This window comes from Cohnella caldifontis (genome assembly GCF_029360585.1).
In the GTDB taxonomy this organism is placed as follows: domain Bacteria; phylum Bacillota; class Bacilli; order Paenibacillales; family Paenibacillaceae; genus Cohnella; species Cohnella caldifontis.
The window spans coordinates 117,002-134,374 of the sequence record NZ_JAQZSJ010000005.1; the positions used below are offsets into that span (position 1 = coordinate 117,002).

Sequence of the window (17,373 nt, forward strand, 5' to 3'; positions counted from 1 at the left end):
ATAAGCAAACGCGCAAAAAGCGAAGGGGGCTGGCCGGCCCCCTTCTATGATTGTCCGGCATAAAATTGCAAGTAGTCCGCGAAATGTCCCGTCCAATAGGAGACGGCATGCCCGCCGGGCCAGGTATGCCATTCGGCGGCAACGCCGGTCTGCCGGAGCAGACGGTACAACTTTTCGTCCACGCCGGCCAACCCGTCCTCGGCCCCGGCATCCAGATAGACGGCGATTCCGCTCAGATCGCGGCTGACCGCAAGCCGGAACGGGTCGCGCTCATTGCGCAACGGTTCGCTCGGGTACAGCCAATCGCGCTGGTCGATATAATCGTCTTCGGCGCCGTAATCCCAGATGGCGGCGCTGTGGCCGCCGACGCGCGAGAACAGGTCCGCATGACGGAACCCGAGATAGAGCGAAGCGAACCCGCCCATGGAGAATCCGGCCAACATGCGGCCGCTTCTCTGCGAATGGGTGCTGTACGTGCGGTCGATTTGCGGGATCAGCTCCTTGATTAAATAATCTTCGTATCGGCCTTCGTCGACGCCGGGCGGCTTTACGCCTTGGCCGGGAGTCGTATTGACCCCGAAGCTTTGCCCGTAGTCCGGCGATACGATGAGAAGCGGCTTTATTTTCCCTTCCGCGATCAGACGGTCCGCAACCCGATTCAATCCCATCAGGCTGAAAACGGAGTCGCGCGTTCCTCCGTACCCATAAAGCGCGTAGAGAACCGGATATTCGCGCTTGGGGTCGTAACCGGGCGGGACATACACCGCGGCGTGTTTCATTTTCCCCAACGCCTGGCTGTCGATATCGACGGTATCCAGATAAGACGCGCTAACCGGCCGATGGGCCGAGCGATCTCCGCATCCGCTCAAGAACAGACAGATCATGACGGTTGCCGCCGCCATCCTTCTCCTCATCGTCAATTCACCGCGTACAGATTGTGGTCTTCGCTGCCCACGTACAGAACGCCCTCATGGAGGGTCGGCGTGGAGAAGACGTTGCCGCCAACCTGCAGTTTGCTTACTTCTTCGCCGGTCTTCGCGTCAAGGGCGTACACATACCCGTTGTCATCGCGATAAGAGTCGCCTGAGCCGAAATAAATCCGCTTACCATCCGTAACGGGCGATGAATGGATGGCGGCGAGCGCCTCGTACTTCCACTTCACGGCACCGTCCTTCGTACTGACCGCGAACAGCTCATGCTGGTCCGAACTTCCGATATAAACCGTATCGTTCAGCACCGCCGGAGACGACATCGTATATTGGAGTCCGGTGGAGTACCACAAGATCTTGCCCGTCTTTCGATCGAGGGCGACAAGCGGAAAATTCCGTCCAGCCGCATACACCGCGTTGTCGTCGAGCGCCGGCGAAGGATCCGCCGCCTGCATGAGCGGGGACGCCCACAGTTGTTCCCCCGTCTTCGCATCGAGCGCAACGATGTTGCCGGGTTCGGTGCGCAATTTCTCGATGATTCCTTGCGTACCGACATAGACGACTCCATCGTCTACGACAGGCGTAGAGTGCAGGGTGACGGGGTAGTCTTTGTAGGTGTCCGGGTTCTGAAAATGCAGCTCGCGCTTCCACCGCAGCTTGCCGTTTGCAAGGTCCAGCGCATAGAACGTTCCGCCGCCGCCGCCGAAGTAGACGGTATCGCCGTCGATGGCCGAGGAAGAAAGCCAAAAGTCGTATACGTCGCGCGGTCCGTTCGTCCCGCCTGCAACGAACTTCCAGCGCTGCTTGCCGGTTGCGGCATTGACTGCATAGAAATTGCCGTCCCCGCTCAAGAAATAAACGACGCCATCCCGGACGACCGGCGAGGAGGAGACGGGACCGCCGGTGCCGAACTTCCATTTTAGCTTGCCGGTCTCCGCGTCGGCGGCGTACAGATGGTTGTCGTCGCTCCCGACGAAGATCGTGCCGTTGTCGTAGACCGGTGAGGAGCGAATGCGGCCGCCGGTCGCGAACGACCATTTGATGTGACTGAACCGCGCCGGCCCATTCGTGGCATAAACGCCGGTATGGCGGGCGTCGCCCCGAAAGTTGACCGCCGGCGAGCCGCCGGCCCGTGAGTCGCCCGCCGAACAGCCTGCCAACGCCGCGGCGAATGCCAATGTCATACCAAATGCGGCGATTTTGGATTTCCCGCCCATGAGAGTATCCCCTTCTTTGTATGGATTTGTAGCCCAGTATAAAAGAACTCTCCCCATTGTGGAGCAGGACAGGACAGAACTGGCCTCGACAAGTCTGCCTTCCGCTTGTTATGGTAATTACATCCAAAGATTGGCTTGAAGGGGATTCAAGATGGATAACCGGGTAAAATTCGGCGATTGTTTGGCGGAGCTCTTGCAAGCAAGGGAATGGTCGGCGGCGCGTCTGGCCAAGTCGTTGAATATCGATGCATCGTATGTGCGGCGCTGGATACGGGGCGAACGGACGCCGGCATTACACGCGGCGTACATTCCGCAAATCTCGCATGCGCTCACGGATGGACTTGATCGGGATTTTCGTTCGGCATCGCGCGCTGCGCTGTTGACCGTACTGACGATGCTGGAGGAGCGAACGGGGCTGGCCGGCGAAACCGCCGCTCGGACGATTCCGGCAATCGAGCGCGTGGAGCGGGTACTGCGGGAGGCGCAACGCCACACGTTGATGCTCGATGTTGCCGCGCGAAGAACGAATCATTCCGACGAACGGACGACGCACGTGATGGAGCTGCTGACGCGGCTTCATCGACAGGCGCCGCCGGCAGGCACCCGGCCGCAAGCGCCGATGATACCGGCCGAGCGTGGTTTACCGCGCGTCGTGGTCGGCCGCGATCGCGTGCTGCTCGCGGCCGTCAACCTGATTCGGGCGGCGGTACAGGCGGACGGGCAGGCCGGGGAACGCGAAATCTGCTTTACGCTGCAGAGCGAACGGGAGCATTTTGACAATCAGCCTGATCTGTATGGGGAGTGGCATGCGGCCATCCGGCAGGCGCTGGAGCGAGGCTGGAACATTCGCCAAATCTGCCGGCTCACCCGCAATTTGGAGCGGTCGCTGCGGCTCGTGACGCAAATTATGGATTGGGCGAACGAACGGGGCGAATACGCGCTGTATTACATGCACAAATATGGGGTGCATCAGCCGCCGTTCGAGATCATTCAGGCGAGCGGGCACGGGGCTTTGTTATGTTTTGCCGGGACGAGCGGGACGGAGATCGAAACGGCGCTGTATATCGATGAGGCGGAGGCGGCGCCTACGATCGGTCCGTTCGTGCGGCAGATGTTGCACAGCGCCGAACCTCTCGTGCGCAAGCTTGATATGGAGTCTTACTTTCTGTTAAACGCGGCGAAGGACGGCAAAGGGGGCGATCACCTGTTATGTTATAGAGACATCAGTTACTTGACGGTGCCGCTTGATCTGATGGCGAAGTACGTGCAGCGATCGATACCGGACGTGCGGGAGCAGGAGGCGCATATGGGGCGTATTCGCGCGGCGGTTGAATCTTTTTACCGGGATATTCGCGCTTATCGCATGTGCCACATGTATCCGCTTCGGGTCTTTGAACAGTTGGCCGGCACGGGCGCACACCCGCACAATTACTTCTTGCGTCCCATGGGCGGCGAAGCGGCGGCCCATCTCCGGCATCTGATCGGATTGTTGACGGCTTACGAAAAGTTCGAGATCGCTCTTGTGACGGATGAACAGCTGGGATTGCTCGGGGAAGCGGAGTGGGAAGTGAAGGGCGACCACACGATCATGATCGGCGTGCCGCCGAAATCCGGGACAGCGGCCGATTCGGTAGATCTGTTGACGATTTCGGAAGGGACGATCGTCGGGGCGTTTCAGGAATATTATGGAGAGCTGTGGGAGCGGATCAATCCGTTCAGCCGAGACAAAGAGAATGTGATCCGGAAATTGGAGCAGCTGATTGCTACGATGGCGTAATCGGATAAAAAAATGGATCTATATTAACGGCTACATAAGAATCCCGGTAATCGCGAGCGGATCGCGGATACCGGGATTCTTTTTTGCTGCGCGTTTCATTTCCGAGCCAACGTCCCCAGCCGATGCCCCATTCGGACGGTGTCGCCGGCTTTCAGGTCCGTTCTCGGTTCCACGGTCCCGTCCTCGGTCAACAGAACGACGGTGGAGCCGAACTCGAAGTAAGCCAGCTCGTCCCCCCGGCCGAGGCGTGCCGGCAACGGTTCCACGTAGCGGATGCTGCTGACGTTGAGTGCGCCGACCTTCACCACGGCCAGCTCGCCGCCTTCGTGGCGAATATAGGTAACCAGCCGCTCGTTCCGGGACAGGACGCGCCGCATGAAGGTGAGTCCGAATTCGTTAACCGGGTACACTTTCCCGGGAACATGCTCGGTTTCCACGATCTCGCCCGCGCAAGGGGAATGGATGCGGTGGTAGTCCGTCGGACTGAGATAAAGCACCCAATAATAACCGTGCCGGTATTGGCGCGTGCGGGGCGAGCCGTTCAACAGCTCGTCCAGCGTGTAATCCTGTCCTTTGATCTGCAGTAGAAGGCCGTCTCGGATCGGTCCGCAGGCAGTGATCCGGGCGTCTACCGGACTGACCAGGGTATCTACGGCCTCGTCGATCGGCCGGCTGCCCGGCTTCAGGCGGCGGGTGAAAAATTCGTTCAGCGTTCCGTACTCTTCCAGCCGTTTCTCCGCTTCTTCCACGGCGATCCGATACGTGGCGGCAAACCGCGGGATCAGCCGCCGGCTGAAGGCCGATTTGGCGAACGATCCCGTCAGCCGCGACACGAATTTGCGCGAGGACAGTTCCGTCATCGCGCGCAGCAGTCGGCGAGTCATCGGGCCGGCCACTCCTTTATCGCTTGAGTTCTTATCGATTGGATTAGTGTGCCATAACGGCGGGCAAAGTGCAATAGACCGAGCGGCGCCCATCCTCGTGGCGTGCCTATGGGTATATGCATATGATACTCCAGACTTGAATACGGGGAAGGAGAAGGACATGAGAAAGGACAAACCGAAAAAGGCGCCACAATCCCGCAGGCGATCCTATATCGTCGACAACCCGAACACGCTCGAGCTCCAACTGCTGGACGAAATCCGCAAGAAAGAAGCCCGGCAAGTTTCGATTCTCGGGGCTTCCTCGGCGAATGTCGAGAAACCCGAAGCGCCGGAGCAGGATCAAGCCGCAGGCCCGGCATGGGGAGACGGACGCAGGGGCCGCAAGACCCCTTCGGCCGCCAAAGCCGGAAACAAAACGAGGCCGGGGGTGTGGAGTTCGGCCCAGCCTCCGTCCGCGCTGGGCGAATCCTCGGCGAAGCGCGGCTCCGATCGGGAGGATATCGTGTCCTCCGCCGTGCACGGCTCCGTTCGGGAAGAATTCGTATCTTCCCCGCAAGAGACCGACCGGATCGCGGAACTCGCCGCTTCCACCGCCCTGGAGGAAACGAAAGCCGAACCCGAATTGCCGGCCGCGATCGCGGAACCGGCAAAGGACGAACCGATCGCCTTGCCTTTGAATCGGGAGGAAACGGTCACGGAGTCGCCGGCCCCCTCGGCAGAAGAAACAAGGGCTGCGACCGCCGCGGTGGAGCGCCGGTCTCGGCTGGAGGAAAAACGTATGCCTTCCAAACCGCTTCCGATCGTGTATACGGACGATTTGGCGGACGGAGCGGTGACCGGGGACAAAATCGCGCCTTACACCATCGGCCCGCGTCAGCTGGGCAGAGAATCCGTCGTCACGGACGCTTTGGCGGATTTCGCCGTGACCGCCATCAAATTGGCGGACGGCTCGGTGACTTCGACCAAGCTGGCACCGGAATCGGTCTCCGGCGACCATTTGATCAAGAACTCCGTCTCGGGGCAAAAAATCAGGGATCGGTCCATCACCTCGGAAAAACTGAAGGACGGCAGCGTCACTTCGGAGAAACTGGCGGATCGGACGATCAGTTCGGATAAAATCGCGGAAGGTTCGATCACGGCCAAACATTTGAGCCTGTCGGTCATCACCGCCGAACTGCTGCAGGACCAAGCCGTCACCGCGGAGAAAATCCGCAGCGGAACGATCCGAAGCGAGAACTTGGCCAACGAAGTCATCGACACTTCCAAGCTGGCGGACGGTGCGGTCACCACCTCGAAAATCCGGGCGGGCTCCGTCACGGGAGAATTGATCGCCGGCGGCGCGGTGGAATCGAAGCACTTGGCGGAAGGGCTTATCCTGGCCGATCACGTGGCGCCGGGGGTGGTGCAGGGAAAGCACTTGGCCCCGAGGACGATCCGGTCGGATCACCTCGCGGAAGGGGCCGTGGGAAGCCGGGAATTGGCGGATCAAGCTTTGTCGGGAAACAAGCTGGCAGCCGGCGCGGTCACCGGCGCTCATCTGCAGGCGGAGGCGGTGTCCGGCCGCCATCTCGCCGAAAAAGCCGTTGAGGCCCGGCACCTGGCCGACGATACCGTCACGGCCGCCAAATTGGCGGAGCAGTCGGTGTCCACGATTAAACTCGTCGACCATTCCGTCACCTCGACGAAAATCGCGGATCAAAGCGTCGTTTCCGCCAAAATCGCCGACGAAGCGGTATTGGCCCGGCACTTGTTCCGCGGCAGCGTGACCGCCGACAAACTGGGCGACGGCGCGGTGGAGCGGCGGCATCTGGCCCCGGGAGCGGTCGAAGGGACGCATCTGGCGGATGGAAGCGTCGGGAGGAAACATTTGCAGGAGGGTGCCGTGGACTCCGGGAATTTGGCTCCGAACGCCGTTAAACGAAGCCATCTGTCGGCAGGATCCGTCGCGGCGGAACAGATCGCGGAAACGTCCGTACTGGGCGACCATCTGGCCGACGGAGCGGTCGAGAGCCGGCATTTGACTCCGGAAGCCGTCGAATCGGGGCACCTGGCCCCGGAATCCGTGACCTCGGAAAAGCTGGCCGTAGGCGCGATCCGTCCGATCCACTTCGGGATCGAGTCGGTGACGGCGGGCGCGCTCGCCCACAAAGCGGTGGAAAGCCGCCATCTGAAACCGGGCATCGTGAAGGAGGAGCATTTGGCTGAAGATTCGGTCGGAACCAAAGCGCTGCAGCCGGAGTCCGTCACCGACAAGACGATCGCGTCCGGCGCGGTCGGGGAGCGGCATCTGGCCGTTCGTTCGGTGCTTCCGCATCATTTGACGGACCATGCGGTCACTTCGCTCAAGCTCTCGCCGGAATGCGTTTCGACGGATAAATTGGCGGACTTTGCCGTTACCGCGGCGAAACTGGCCGACGGAAGCGTGACGGCGCCGAAACTCGAAGACGGCTCCGTCGGGACGTCCGCTTTGAAGCCCGGATCCGTCACCGACCGAATTCTCGCCAACGAAGCGGTCGGAGCCCTCCAGATCCGGAAGCAGGCGGTCGGGTCCGCGCATCTGGCGGACGGCAGCGTGACCGGACGCGCCATCGCGGAGGGAGCCGTAGTTTCCGGGGCGTTGGCGGACGGATCGGTGACGTCCTCCAAATTGGCTTCGGAGGCGGTGGAAAGCCAGCATTTGGCGCCCCAATCCGTGCTCAGCTGCCATTTGGGCGTCGGCAGCGTCCATGACTTCCATCTGAGCGAGGGGGCCGTGGATTCCTCGCACCTCGCCCCCGGCAGCGTAAACAGCGGCCATCTGGCGGAGGAGGCGGTAACGGGCGTCCATCTGGCCAAGAAAACCGTCGGCCCGGACCATGTGGAGTCGAACGCGATCCATGCCCGGCATTTGGGCGTCGGCGCGGTGCTGCCGCAGCATCTGACCGACAGCAGCGTCACCGAGAGGACGCTGGTGGATGAGTCCGTCACGACCCCCAAACTCGCGGAAAGGGCGGTCACGTCGGACAAAATTTCGATCGGCAGCGTGGGGACCGAACATTTGGCGCCGGAAAGCGTCGGAGGCAAACACCTGAAGCCGGATTCGGTCCACGGGTATCACCTCCGGAAAGGGACGGTCACCTTGTCCCACTTGTCTCCGGATTTGTACGAAAGGGCCAAAGCGGCGGATCTCCCGATCGGTTCGGAACGGCTCGGGGTCGGCTCGGTCGGAGCCATTCAGCTGCAGGACGGCTCCGTGGAGGAAGGCAAACTTGCCGACGGGGCCGTTACGACCCGGACGATGGCGAACGAAAGCGTGACCGCCCAGAAGCTGGGGCCCGCCGTGCTGCAGACGCTGGCGTTCGCGGCGTCCCTTGTCGACGAGGAGCGATTGGCCGACGGCGCGGTCACGACGGAGAAGCTGGCGGAAGACAGCGTGACGGCCCCGAAGCTCGAGCCGGAACTGCGGGAGCTGCTGGCCGACCTCGCTTCCCCCGCTCGGGAGGAACGTCTGGCGGATGAGGCGGTCACCGCCGCCAAACTCGCGGCCGGCGCCGTCACGGAGGCGCGGATCGCCGATCGGGCCGTGAGCGGGGCGAAGCTGGCCGACGGTTCGGTGAGCGAAACGAAGCTGGCGGATGGCGCGGTGAGCGAAGCGAAGCTTGCGGACGGCTCGGTGAGCGGGGCGAAGCTTGCGGACGGCTCGGTGAACGAAGCGAAGTTGACGGCAGGCTCGGTGAGCGAGGCAAAGTTGACGGCAGGCTCGGTGAGCGAGACGAAGCTGGCGGACGGCGCGGTGAGCGAAGCGAAGCTTGCGGACGGCGCGGTGAGCGAAACGAAGCTGGCCGACGGCTCGGTGAGCGAGACGAAGCTCGCGGCAGGCTCGGTGAGCGAGACGAAGCTGGCCGACGGCTCGGTGAGCGAGACGAAGCTCGCGGCAGGCTCGGTGAGCGAGACGAAGCTGGCCGACGGCTCGGTGAGCGAGACGAAGCTCGCGGCAGGCTCGGTGAGCGAGACGAAGCTGGCCGACGGCTCGGTGAGCGAGGCGAAGCTGGCGGACGGCGCGGTGAGCGAGGTAAAGCTGGCGGATGGCGCGGTGAGCGAGGCGAAGCTGTCGGATGGCGCGGTGAGCGAGGCGAAGCTGGCAGAAGGCGCGGTGAGCGAGGCAAAGCTGGCGGAAGGCTCGGTGAGCGAGGCAAAGCTGGCGGATGGCGTGGTGAGCGAGGCAAAGCTGGCCGACGGCTCGGTGAGTGAGAAGAAGCTGGCGGATGGCGCGGTGAGCGAGACGAAGCTGGCGGATGGCGCGGTGAATGAGCTGAAGCTGGCCGACGGCTCGGTGAGCGAGACGAAGCTGGCCGACGGCTCGGTGAGCGAGACGAAGCTCGCGGACGGCTCGGTGAGCGAGACGAAGCTCGCCGACGGCTCGGTGAGTGAGGCGAAGCTGGCGGACGGCTCGGTGAGCGAGGTAAAGCTGGCGGACGGTTCGGTGAGCGAGGCGAAGCTTGCGGAAGGCGCGGTAAGCGGGGAGAAGCTGGCGGACGGCGCGGTGAGCGAGGCGAAGCTGGCGGATGGTTCGGTGAGCGAGACGAAGCTGGCGGACGGTTCGGTGAGCGAAGCGAAGCTGGCGGATGGTGCGGTGAGCATAGCGAAGCTAGCGGACGGCGCGGTGAGCGAGCCGAAGTTGGCGGATCGCGCGGTAAGCGAAGCGAAGCTGGCCGACGGTGCCGTGACCGGAACGAAGCTCGGCGAGCGTTCGGTCGGCACCCGTCACCTGCTTTCGGGGGCCGTCACGGAATCGGTGCTGGCGGACGGAGCCGTCACTTTCGAGAAGCTGGATCCCACGCTGGCCGAAGCCGTCGCGCTAGCCAACACGCCGGCCGGTCCGGACCGGCTTCAGGATCGCTCGGTCGGCTCCGACAAGTTGGTGCCGGAATCGGTCGGCTCCGTCCACCTGGCCGCGCAAGCGGTGACCGCCGGCAAAATCGCGGCCGAGGCCGTAGGACATCGGGAGCTGCAATCGCGGTCGGTCACGGAAGCCCATCTGGCGAACGGCTCCGTTACGATCGGAAAACTGGATCCGGAACTGGCGAATACGATCGCGATGGCGGCCGCCCCCGTCGGAGAGGATCGGTTGACGGATGGCGCGGTGACCTCCGCGAAGCTGGCCGTCGGTTCGATCGGGAACTTGCAGCTGGCCGATTCGGCCGTCACGAGCGAGAAAATCGCCGCGAACTCGGTTGGAGAAGCTCAACTCGCTGAGGGAGCTGTCACGGAAGCCCGCTTGGCCGACGGCAGCATCGCGTTTGCGAAACTGAACGACGAGCTGAAGGCTTTCGTGGAACGCAACGACGCCCCCGTATCGGAGGAACGGTTGACCGATGAGGCGGTCACCTCCCGGAAGCTGGCGGCAGGTGCCGTCGGCGCGGTTCATCTGGCCGAGGGGAGCGTCACGCGCGAAAAGCTTGCGGAAGGAGCCGTCGCCGTTCGGCAGCTCGCGCCTGGGGCGGTCAGCGGGGAGAAGCTTGCGGTACGCAGCGTCAGTTCCTCTCATCTGATTCCGAAGTCGATCGGAACCATGCATTTGGGGGACCAGGCGGTAACGTCGGAAAATTTGGCCGACGGCGCGGTGAGCGAGGCGAAGCTGGCCGACGGCGCGGTGAGCGAGGCGAAACTGGCTGACGGCGCGGTGAGCGGGGCGAAGCTGGCCGACGGCGCGGTAAGCGAGGCAAAACTGGCCGACGGCGCGGTAAGCGAGGCGAAGCTGACCGACGGCGCGGTAAGCGAAGCGAAGCTGACCGATGGCGCGGTGAGCGAGGCCAAACTGGCTGACGGTGCGGTGAGCGAGGCGAAGCTGACCGATGGCGCGGTGAGCGAGGCCAAACTGGCGGACGGCGCGGTGATCGAGGCAAAGCTGGCCGACGGCGCGGTAAGCGAGATGAAGCTGGCCGACGGCGCGGTGAATGAGGCGAAGCTGACCGATGGCGCGGTGAGCGAGGCAAAGCTGGCCGACGGCGCGGTGAGCGAGGCAAAGCTGGCTGACGGCGCGATAAGCGAGGCAAAGCTGGCCGACGGCGCGATAAGCGAAGCGAAGCTGTCCGACGGCGTGGTAAGTGAGGCGAAACTCGCCGACGGCGCTGTAAGCGAAGCGAAGCTGATCGACGGCGCGGTAAGCGAGGCGAAGCTGGCTGACGGCGCGGTAAGCGAGGCAAAGCTGGCCGACGGCGCGATAAGCGAAGCGAAGCTGTCCGACGGCGTGGTAAGTGAGGCGAAACTCGCCGACGGCGCTGTAAGCGAAGCGAAGCTGATCGACGGCGCGGTAAGCGAGGCGAAGCTGGCTGACGGCGCGGTAAGCGAGGCAAAGCTGGCCGACGGCGCGATAAGCGAAGCGAAGCTGGCCGACGGCGTGGTAAGTGAGGCGAAACTCGCCGACGGAGTCGTAACCGAAGCGAAGTTGGCGCCTGAGGTGCGGCAAATTTTGGCGGAGGCCCAGCAACTTGCAGCGCAAGCCAAGATCGAATCGGAGAAGTCGGTCATTTCCGAGCCGGAGATTGACGCCGTTGCTGTAATTCCGTTCACAGAGGACGCTGTCGACGATTACAGGCTGGTTGACGGCTGCATAGACGGTTCTAAGCTGGGCGACGGCTCTATCGACGGTTCTAAACTGACCGACGGATCCATCGACGCATCCAAGCTGGCCGCCGGCTCCGTGACGCCTGGCCATTTGGCTTTCATGCCGGTCGCCGCGCAGATTCCCGGCGTCTCCTTGCAATATGGGAACATGGAATACGCCTTTCAGGGCGCCGTCGAAGCCATCGAATTGACGGTTCCGTTCGCCGCCCCGTTTACCGACGCTTCCTACGTCATTTTTGCGATGTCGGATCACCCCTCCTGTTGCTGCTTCGTACGATCCAAAAAGGAAAACGAAGCCGTCATCCAAATTCTAAGAACCCGCCTCGGACCGGAGCCGCAAGGCACGATCCAGTGGGTCGCCATTGGCCGGTAATTGCGCCCCGCCAATCTTCGTCCGGTCCTCCGCTTTCCGCGGGGGACCGGTTTTTTTATCCGTTAGGCCATTCTCATGGCCGTACATACGCCGTTGCGCTTGGACACTTGACACATACAATGTCAAAGAAAACGGGGCCGGTATGCCGGGAGGAGGAAGGCATGCCCATCAACGCGACGAAACGCAGACGCCGAAACGCCGGATCGTCATCCCGCGCCTCCCGATCGCCTTTGCCGATCTCTGCGCAGCCCGACGGTCATCCCGCGGCAGACACCCCTCATGTATCCGTGATCGTGCCGGTCATGAACGAGAGAAAGACGTTGGCGGAAGTTCTGCAAGAAGCGTTCCGGGTCCATCCGCTCACGGAAGTGATCGCCGTCGTTAACGGTTCGACGGACGGTTCGCTGGAAGTTGCCCGCCGCAGCGGCGCGCAGGTCATCCATTTCGAAAGCCCGCTCGGTCACGACGTGGGCAGGGCGATCGGAGCGAAAGCGGCCAAAGGAGACGTGCTGCTGTTCATCGACGGGGATATGGCGATTCGCGCTCCGGTGTTAAAAGCTTTTGTCGATGCCGTGGATAGCGGAACGGACGTCGCCCTGAATGACTATTCGGGCCCGGTGAAACGTTCGGCCGTGCACAGCGTGGTGCTTGCGAAGCACGCATTGAACCTGTTAATGGGCCGGCCGGATTTGCAAGGCGCGTCACTGACGGCGGTGCCCCATGCGCTGAGCCGACGCGTTTTGGATAAGATCGGGCCCCACCCGCTGGCCATTCCGCCCTTGGCGCTGGCGATGGCGGTCAAGAGCGGCCTTACCGTCCGGCGCTGCCGCCACGTGCCTGTCGGTCGCCTGAATCCCTCGCCTCGATCCAAGGCGGGGGCGTATCCGCTCATACCTCTCGTCGTGGGCGACCATCTGGAGGCGATCGGGTGGTGGTTGGAAAATGAACCGCCTGAATCCTCGAATGGGAAAGCGTAAGGAAGGAAGGAACCGTTTGGCTCGAACGAGAAAAACCAACCGGAGGAGAACCGGAATCCGCCGCGCTGCCGGACTCGAGCTCTATACGCTGGGCATTCGCCGAGGGAGAGAATGGAGCACGTCGAGCCGCAGCCGGGCGGCTCCCGCTGACGTTATCTCCGCCGTTCAAGAGGCATGGCGCAAGTTGGCAGACCGCCCGTCGCTCCGAACCGCGAAATGGCCGGCCGCGCTCCGGTTAGGAAGGCGATTTGCCTCCGGATTTTGGCGGGGAGCGCGCAGGAAGGGACGGCTTATCCTTCTCCCGCTTCAAGGATCGGCCGGAGCCATTCTCGCGGCGCCTCGCGCAACGGAGTCGCTTCAATCCGCCTTGCGGAGGCTTCGGCAACTGCCGCTGTCGGAAATCATCGTGGCGATCCCCGAAGATTCGCCTGCCGAACTGCTTCAAGCCGCGCATGCGGACCCGGATGTGACGGTCGTGTTCCATCCCGTTACGGCGGCTTCCGGAGCCGTTCTGGCGGTGGCCGCCAAATCATCGAAAGCGGACACGGTCCTTTTCGTGGACGGGGAGAACCCGGTAGAGACGGTCCGGATGGCTCGCTTCGTGTGGGCTTGCGATCGGGGAGGCTTGGATGTAGCGCTGAACGACAGCGCCGGGCGGTTTCTTCCTTTCTATCGGCGGAACGGCACGCAACGGCTGGCGGAATTCCTGAACCGTTCGCTGCAGCGGCGCGATCTGCGCGCGGGGTCTTTGACATCGCCGCCTTTCGCCTTGTCCCGGAAAGCGCTGGAGGAAATCGGGGAGGATCTCGTTCATCCGGCAAGGGCGCAGGTGGCGGCCATTTTCAGTTCGCTGCGTGTAGGGATCGGGGGATCCGTTCCCGTTGCCGAAGCGTCTTCGGACGACGGGGTACAGGAAAGGACTGCGTTCGCCGAAGCATGGAAAAAGGCATTAGCAAGCGGGGACAGCCGACTGACGTTTCCAGACCGGGCGCGAAATCGCGAAGTTTTGGAGGAATGGACTTAATCGAAATGGGTTTTCGAGCATCATCTGCCGTTGCGGCCGGGGCGGTCTGATCAGTGGCGAAGGGAGGTAACGCGGTGGCGGAGGAAACCGAGCGGTTCCCGGGCGACGACAGTTCTTCTCTCTATCGCGAAGGCTTCGAAGAGGGCTGGCTGCAGGGTGTACAGTCGGGTTTACAGCAGTTTTTCGAGAGGTTTGAAGGAACCAGTATCGTCATTCCGACATGCAACGCTTTGCAAGAGCTGCAAGATTGCCTGGACAGTATCGAGCAGTACACCCGATTGCCCCATGAGGTGATTGTGGTGGATAACGCCTCGACCGATGGAACGGACGCCTTTCTGGAGTCGCTGCGGGGTCAAGTCCGTTACCAGGTACTGACATCGAACGTCGGGCTCGCGGGCGCGATCAACCGCGGACTGATGATGGCGAAGGGCAGGACGCTGGCGTTGCTGAGCCCGTATACCGTCGTGACGGAAAATTGGCTGGAACCATTGATGTCGTGTCTGGAAGATCCCGAAGCCGGAATGGCGGGGCCGGTTGCGAACGACGCCGGGGGGGAGCAAGGAATCCCGGTTCCGCACCGCAGACCGGCACAATTGCAGGATTTCGCCAGTTGGTACAACCGCCGCAATCCCGGCCTACGGAGAACGGCTAAGCGGTTGCGATCGTTTTGCCTGCTGTTCCGAAGGGAAACGTTCGAGGATGTCGGTTATTGGGATGAAGGATTGTCGCCCGAGGACGCGGAAACCGACTTTAATCTCCGCGTACGGATGACGGGCAAACGATTGATGATCGCCCAAGGCACGTTCGTGCAATTTTCCGGTTCGCGTTGTGCCGATGGGCAAGCGCAGATTTCAAGCACGCGGAATCAGAATGAATTTTTCAAAAAATGGACCCAACCGGATATGTGGCTGAATAAGGTCCTCAGCCGGATCGGACATGGCGTCGGAGACTTCGCGGGGGTTTCCTTGTTCCCGCAGCGGGTCATGATACGGGGATTGGGAGAAACCGCATATTGGGTTGAGGGCGGGATGAAGCATCCCGTCGAGGGGGAGCTGTCCGTGCCGATCGTTCGGGTCACGCAGGTGGAGCTGCGCCGCTGGCCTTCCGGAGAGCCGATAGCCGCCGATGTAGTGGAGCATCGCTGGCGCGGATTGGACGATCCGTCGGGTTGGGAGGCCGGGATTGCCGTTTTTCCGGACGGTACCCTGCATCATTTGGAGGGGAACTCGTATCGGCCGGTGATGAACCGCAGGGCGCTGGAGGGCTGGCAGCTGCATTTGAAGCCGATTCGCTTGGTCGCTTACGAAGAGATGGACGGTCGATGGGAAGGCTTTCCCATTATCCCCCTTCCCGAAATCCGACAGCATTTATAAACCGGAAAAGCGTTTTACAGAGGTGTGACACACGCCGCGATCGCGAATATGATGTAACGATTCCGGCAGCTGGAGGCGAATAGACTTGCAGAGGGTTTTAACGGAAACCGTCGTTCATCTGTCCCAATCCCACCAGCAGCTGGCCCGGATTTTGGAGGCCAAGCGGCAGATTACCGTCCGAATGGCGGAACTGGTGAACGGACTTCCCGACCATCAGCCCGAGCTGAACGGGATGGAAGGATTGCTGGACAGTTCTTCGCAAGTCACCAAAAGCATCGTGGCCTATTTGAACGGCCTGGCGGAACTGGTGGAAGCGACGGGCGACAGTTTATCGCATGTCGTGAAGGCGAGCCGGACCGGCGAGGATGAAGAATAACGGGGATACGGGGGTGAGGGGCGATGGAGGCGGGGCTTGAAGAAGCATTCGAGACGACGCTGGACGCCATTTCCAAAATCCAGAGAGACGTCTCCATGATGCTCGGAGCCAAGGCGGTGGAAGCCGAAAAAGTGCGGAATTGGGTCCTGAATCATGTGAAGGAAGGCGTGTTCCAGACCCAGTTGGATCGGTTTTCCACTAGCATGCAGTTCCACGAACAGCAGATCGAAGTGATCGACGGCTTGGCGAAAATGTGCAACGGCCTCAGCCGGAGCATGCGGATCATTTTGCATCCCGATCAGGACGAAAACCAGGGAATGCCGCCGTTCCCGGGAGGTTATTTGCCGGAGGAACCCATAAGATGATTCGGAAGCGTCGGGAGTGGGAGATCAAGCTGCATTTGCTGGAGTCGATCGCCAGAAGCCAACGCGCGCTGGCTTCCATGCTGGAAAGCGCGGCGGAGGTGACCGCGGCGGCAGGGCTTCCCCCGACATTGCTCCATGAGCATATTCGTGCGTTGGATCGGATGCAGGCCGCGCTGCTTCGAGCGGCGACGGGAACGGCGTGGCGTCCTCCGAAACGGGGGGCGCCGGCTCCGCCCTGGCTTCGGCAAGGCGTGCGGAGTGTTTGGCGCGAGGACGGGAGGGGCGCATGACCAAACGAAAAATCCGTAAACCCCGAAAGGCGGCGAATCGTCGGGAAAAGATCCAGGAACCGGAACCGGAATTCGATCTTGCGTTCATCAGCGATATCGAATACGACGAAACGTATCAAGCCGGCTTCGACGCCGGATTTGTCCAAGGCTTCGAGGAAGGCCACCGGATGGCGTACGAGCAGGAAGATCGGAATGTACTGCAGGAAGATGAGAATATCGGACATTGACGAAAATTGGGATTTTTTCTTATAATGGGAATGAAAATGAATACGGAACGATGCGAGGAAGCACCCGCGTGAGACACGACGTCGGCAGTGCTTTCTTTTTTGTTTTATCCGGAAACGGCATGGGGAGGGAATCGGATGAGGCAATGGGGCGAAATTTTGTTGATTTTGCTGGCGCTTCTGGCCGCCATGGCGGGGATGGATACCGTTGCGGCAACTGGGCAGCCGGGGAAGGTGGCGCCTTCTGCGCCGATTGGCGTTGCGATTTTGGGGAGCGAGAGCGTGTGAGGTTGGAGATGGCTGCTTGAATGTCTTGGAGGGAATAGGGATGAAAAAATTAGGCCCACTAGGGATGCTAATTGTCGCATCGCTGCTGGCGGCGCCGAGCATTCATGCTCAAGAATCGAAGCCTGTTGCGGGATGGAGGGAGTTTAAGGACGTCGCCGGTACATACTGGGCGAAGGCTCAAATCGACAAAGCCGCGGCAGATGGTTATGTCAGCGGGTTTTCGGACGGCACGTTTCGTCCGGAACGGAAGGTCAGCCGCGCCGAGTTTTTTCGGATGCTTGTTGATGCGCTGAAGCTGCCGCATGTAGCGAAGGGGAGCCCGTGGTATCAACCGTATGTCGCCGTAATGGTTGAGTTCAACTTTCACAACGCAAGCGATTTTAAAGAGTACACCGAAAACCTTTCGAGGCTGGAGATGATTCGACTCGCCGCGCGTGCCGTGCATTTGGATTTTCAGTCCGTTGGCGTTACGGAACAGGAATTCGTCGTGTGGGCAGCGGAAAGCGGGTTGATCTACGGATCTTCGATAGACGGTGATTTGGAACTGGATGGTTCGGTTACGAGGGCGGAAGCCATCGTCGTGATTCAACGGGTGCTTACCCTAATCAAGGGCAAGGTATTGGACGTCAACCCGGAGGCGGTTAAAGCCGCCAAACAAATGTAGATGTGG

General features: G+C 61.5%; 14 protein-coding genes. 11 read left to right on the plus strand and 3 right to left on the minus strand.

Annotated elements, in window-relative coordinates:
* Positions 1–44 precede the first annotated feature (44 nt).
* Both PTZ19_RS10095 and PTZ19_RS10100 read right to left on the minus strand, forming a co-directional pair.
* Positions 45–914, minus strand: a complete 870-nt coding sequence (locus tag PTZ19_RS10095; protein ID WP_276354138.1) for an alpha/beta hydrolase — start codon at positions 912–914, stop codon at positions 45–47.
* A 2-nt stretch (positions 915–916) separates the two neighbouring features.
* Complete coding sequence (locus PTZ19_RS10100; RefSeq protein WP_276354139.1) at positions 917–2,146, minus strand: outer membrane protein assembly factor BamB family protein; 1,230 nt, start codon at positions 2,144–2,146, stop codon at positions 917–919.
* A 151-nt stretch (positions 2,147–2,297) separates the two neighbouring features.
* Between PTZ19_RS10100 and PTZ19_RS10105 the strand changes: the two genes are divergently transcribed.
* Positions 2,298–3,923 carry a helix-turn-helix domain-containing protein gene (locus PTZ19_RS10105; RefSeq protein ID WP_276354140.1) on the plus strand — a complete coding sequence of 542 codons (1,626 nt, stop codon included), beginning with the start codon at positions 2,298–2,300 and terminating at the stop codon, positions 3,921–3,923.
* Between the two features lie 95 nt (positions 3,924–4,018).
* On the opposite strand, the gene asd is transcribed toward PTZ19_RS10105, so the two are convergent.
* Positions 4,019–4,807 (minus strand): archaetidylserine decarboxylase, encoded by a 789-nt coding sequence (gene asd, locus PTZ19_RS10110; RefSeq protein WP_276354142.1) that lies wholly within the window; start codon positions 4,805–4,807, stop codon positions 4,019–4,021.
* 160 nt (positions 4,808–4,967) lie between these two features.
* On the opposite strand from asd, the gene PTZ19_RS10115 reads away from it, so the two are divergent.
* The 10 genes from PTZ19_RS10115 (at position 4,968) to PTZ19_RS10160 (ending at position 17,367) form a co-directional block, all read left to right on the plus strand.
* Complete coding sequence (locus PTZ19_RS10115) at positions 4,968–11,786, plus strand: WIAG-tail domain (protein ID WP_276354144.1); 6,819 nt, start codon at positions 4,968–4,970, stop codon at positions 11,784–11,786.
* Between the two features lie 161 nt (positions 11,787–11,947).
* Positions 11,948–12,763, plus strand: a complete 816-nt coding sequence (locus PTZ19_RS10120; protein WP_276354146.1) for a glycosyltransferase family 2 protein — start codon at positions 11,948–11,950, stop codon at positions 12,761–12,763.
* A 16-nt stretch (positions 12,764–12,779) separates the two neighbouring features.
* Positions 12,780–13,787, plus strand: a complete 1,008-nt coding sequence (locus PTZ19_RS10125) for a hypothetical protein (protein WP_276354147.1) — start codon at positions 12,780–12,782, stop codon at positions 13,785–13,787.
* A gap of 74 nt (positions 13,788–13,861) precedes the next feature.
* Positions 13,862–15,160: a glycosyltransferase family 2 protein gene (locus PTZ19_RS10130; protein ID WP_276354149.1), complete on the plus strand. Its 1,299-nt coding sequence runs from the start codon at positions 13,862–13,864 to the stop codon at positions 15,158–15,160.
* Positions 15,161–15,245: 85 nt separating this feature from the next.
* Entirely contained in the window at positions 15,246–15,536 is a 291-nt protein-coding gene (locus PTZ19_RS10135) for a nucleoside-diphosphate sugar epimerase (protein WP_276354150.1), read from the plus strand.
* Between the two features lie 23 nt (positions 15,537–15,559).
* Positions 15,560–15,901: an alpha-helical endospore appendage domain-containing protein gene (locus tag PTZ19_RS10140; protein WP_276354151.1), complete on the plus strand. Its 342-nt coding sequence runs from the start codon at positions 15,560–15,562 to the stop codon at positions 15,899–15,901.
* On the plus strand, positions 15,898–16,191 hold the full coding sequence (locus tag PTZ19_RS10145) for a hypothetical protein (RefSeq protein ID WP_276354152.1): 294 nt from the start codon (positions 15,898–15,900) through the stop codon (positions 16,189–16,191). The genes PTZ19_RS10140 and PTZ19_RS10145 overlap by 4 nt, the downstream gene beginning before the upstream one ends.
* Complete coding sequence (locus tag PTZ19_RS10150; RefSeq protein ID WP_276354153.1) at positions 16,188–16,418, plus strand: hypothetical protein; 231 nt, start codon at positions 16,188–16,190, stop codon at positions 16,416–16,418. Before PTZ19_RS10145 ends, PTZ19_RS10150 begins: the two co-directional genes overlap by 4 nt.
* Positions 16,419–16,553: 135 nt before the next feature.
* On the plus strand, positions 16,554–16,703 hold the full coding sequence (locus PTZ19_RS10155; protein WP_276354155.1) for a hypothetical protein: 150 nt from the start codon (positions 16,554–16,556) through the stop codon (positions 16,701–16,703).
* A gap of 40 nt (positions 16,704–16,743) precedes the next feature.
* Positions 16,744–17,367 (plus strand): S-layer homology domain-containing protein, encoded by a 624-nt coding sequence (locus PTZ19_RS10160; protein ID WP_276354156.1) that lies wholly within the window; start codon positions 16,744–16,746, stop codon positions 17,365–17,367.
* The last annotated feature ends 6 nt before the right edge of the window (positions 17,368–17,373 follow it).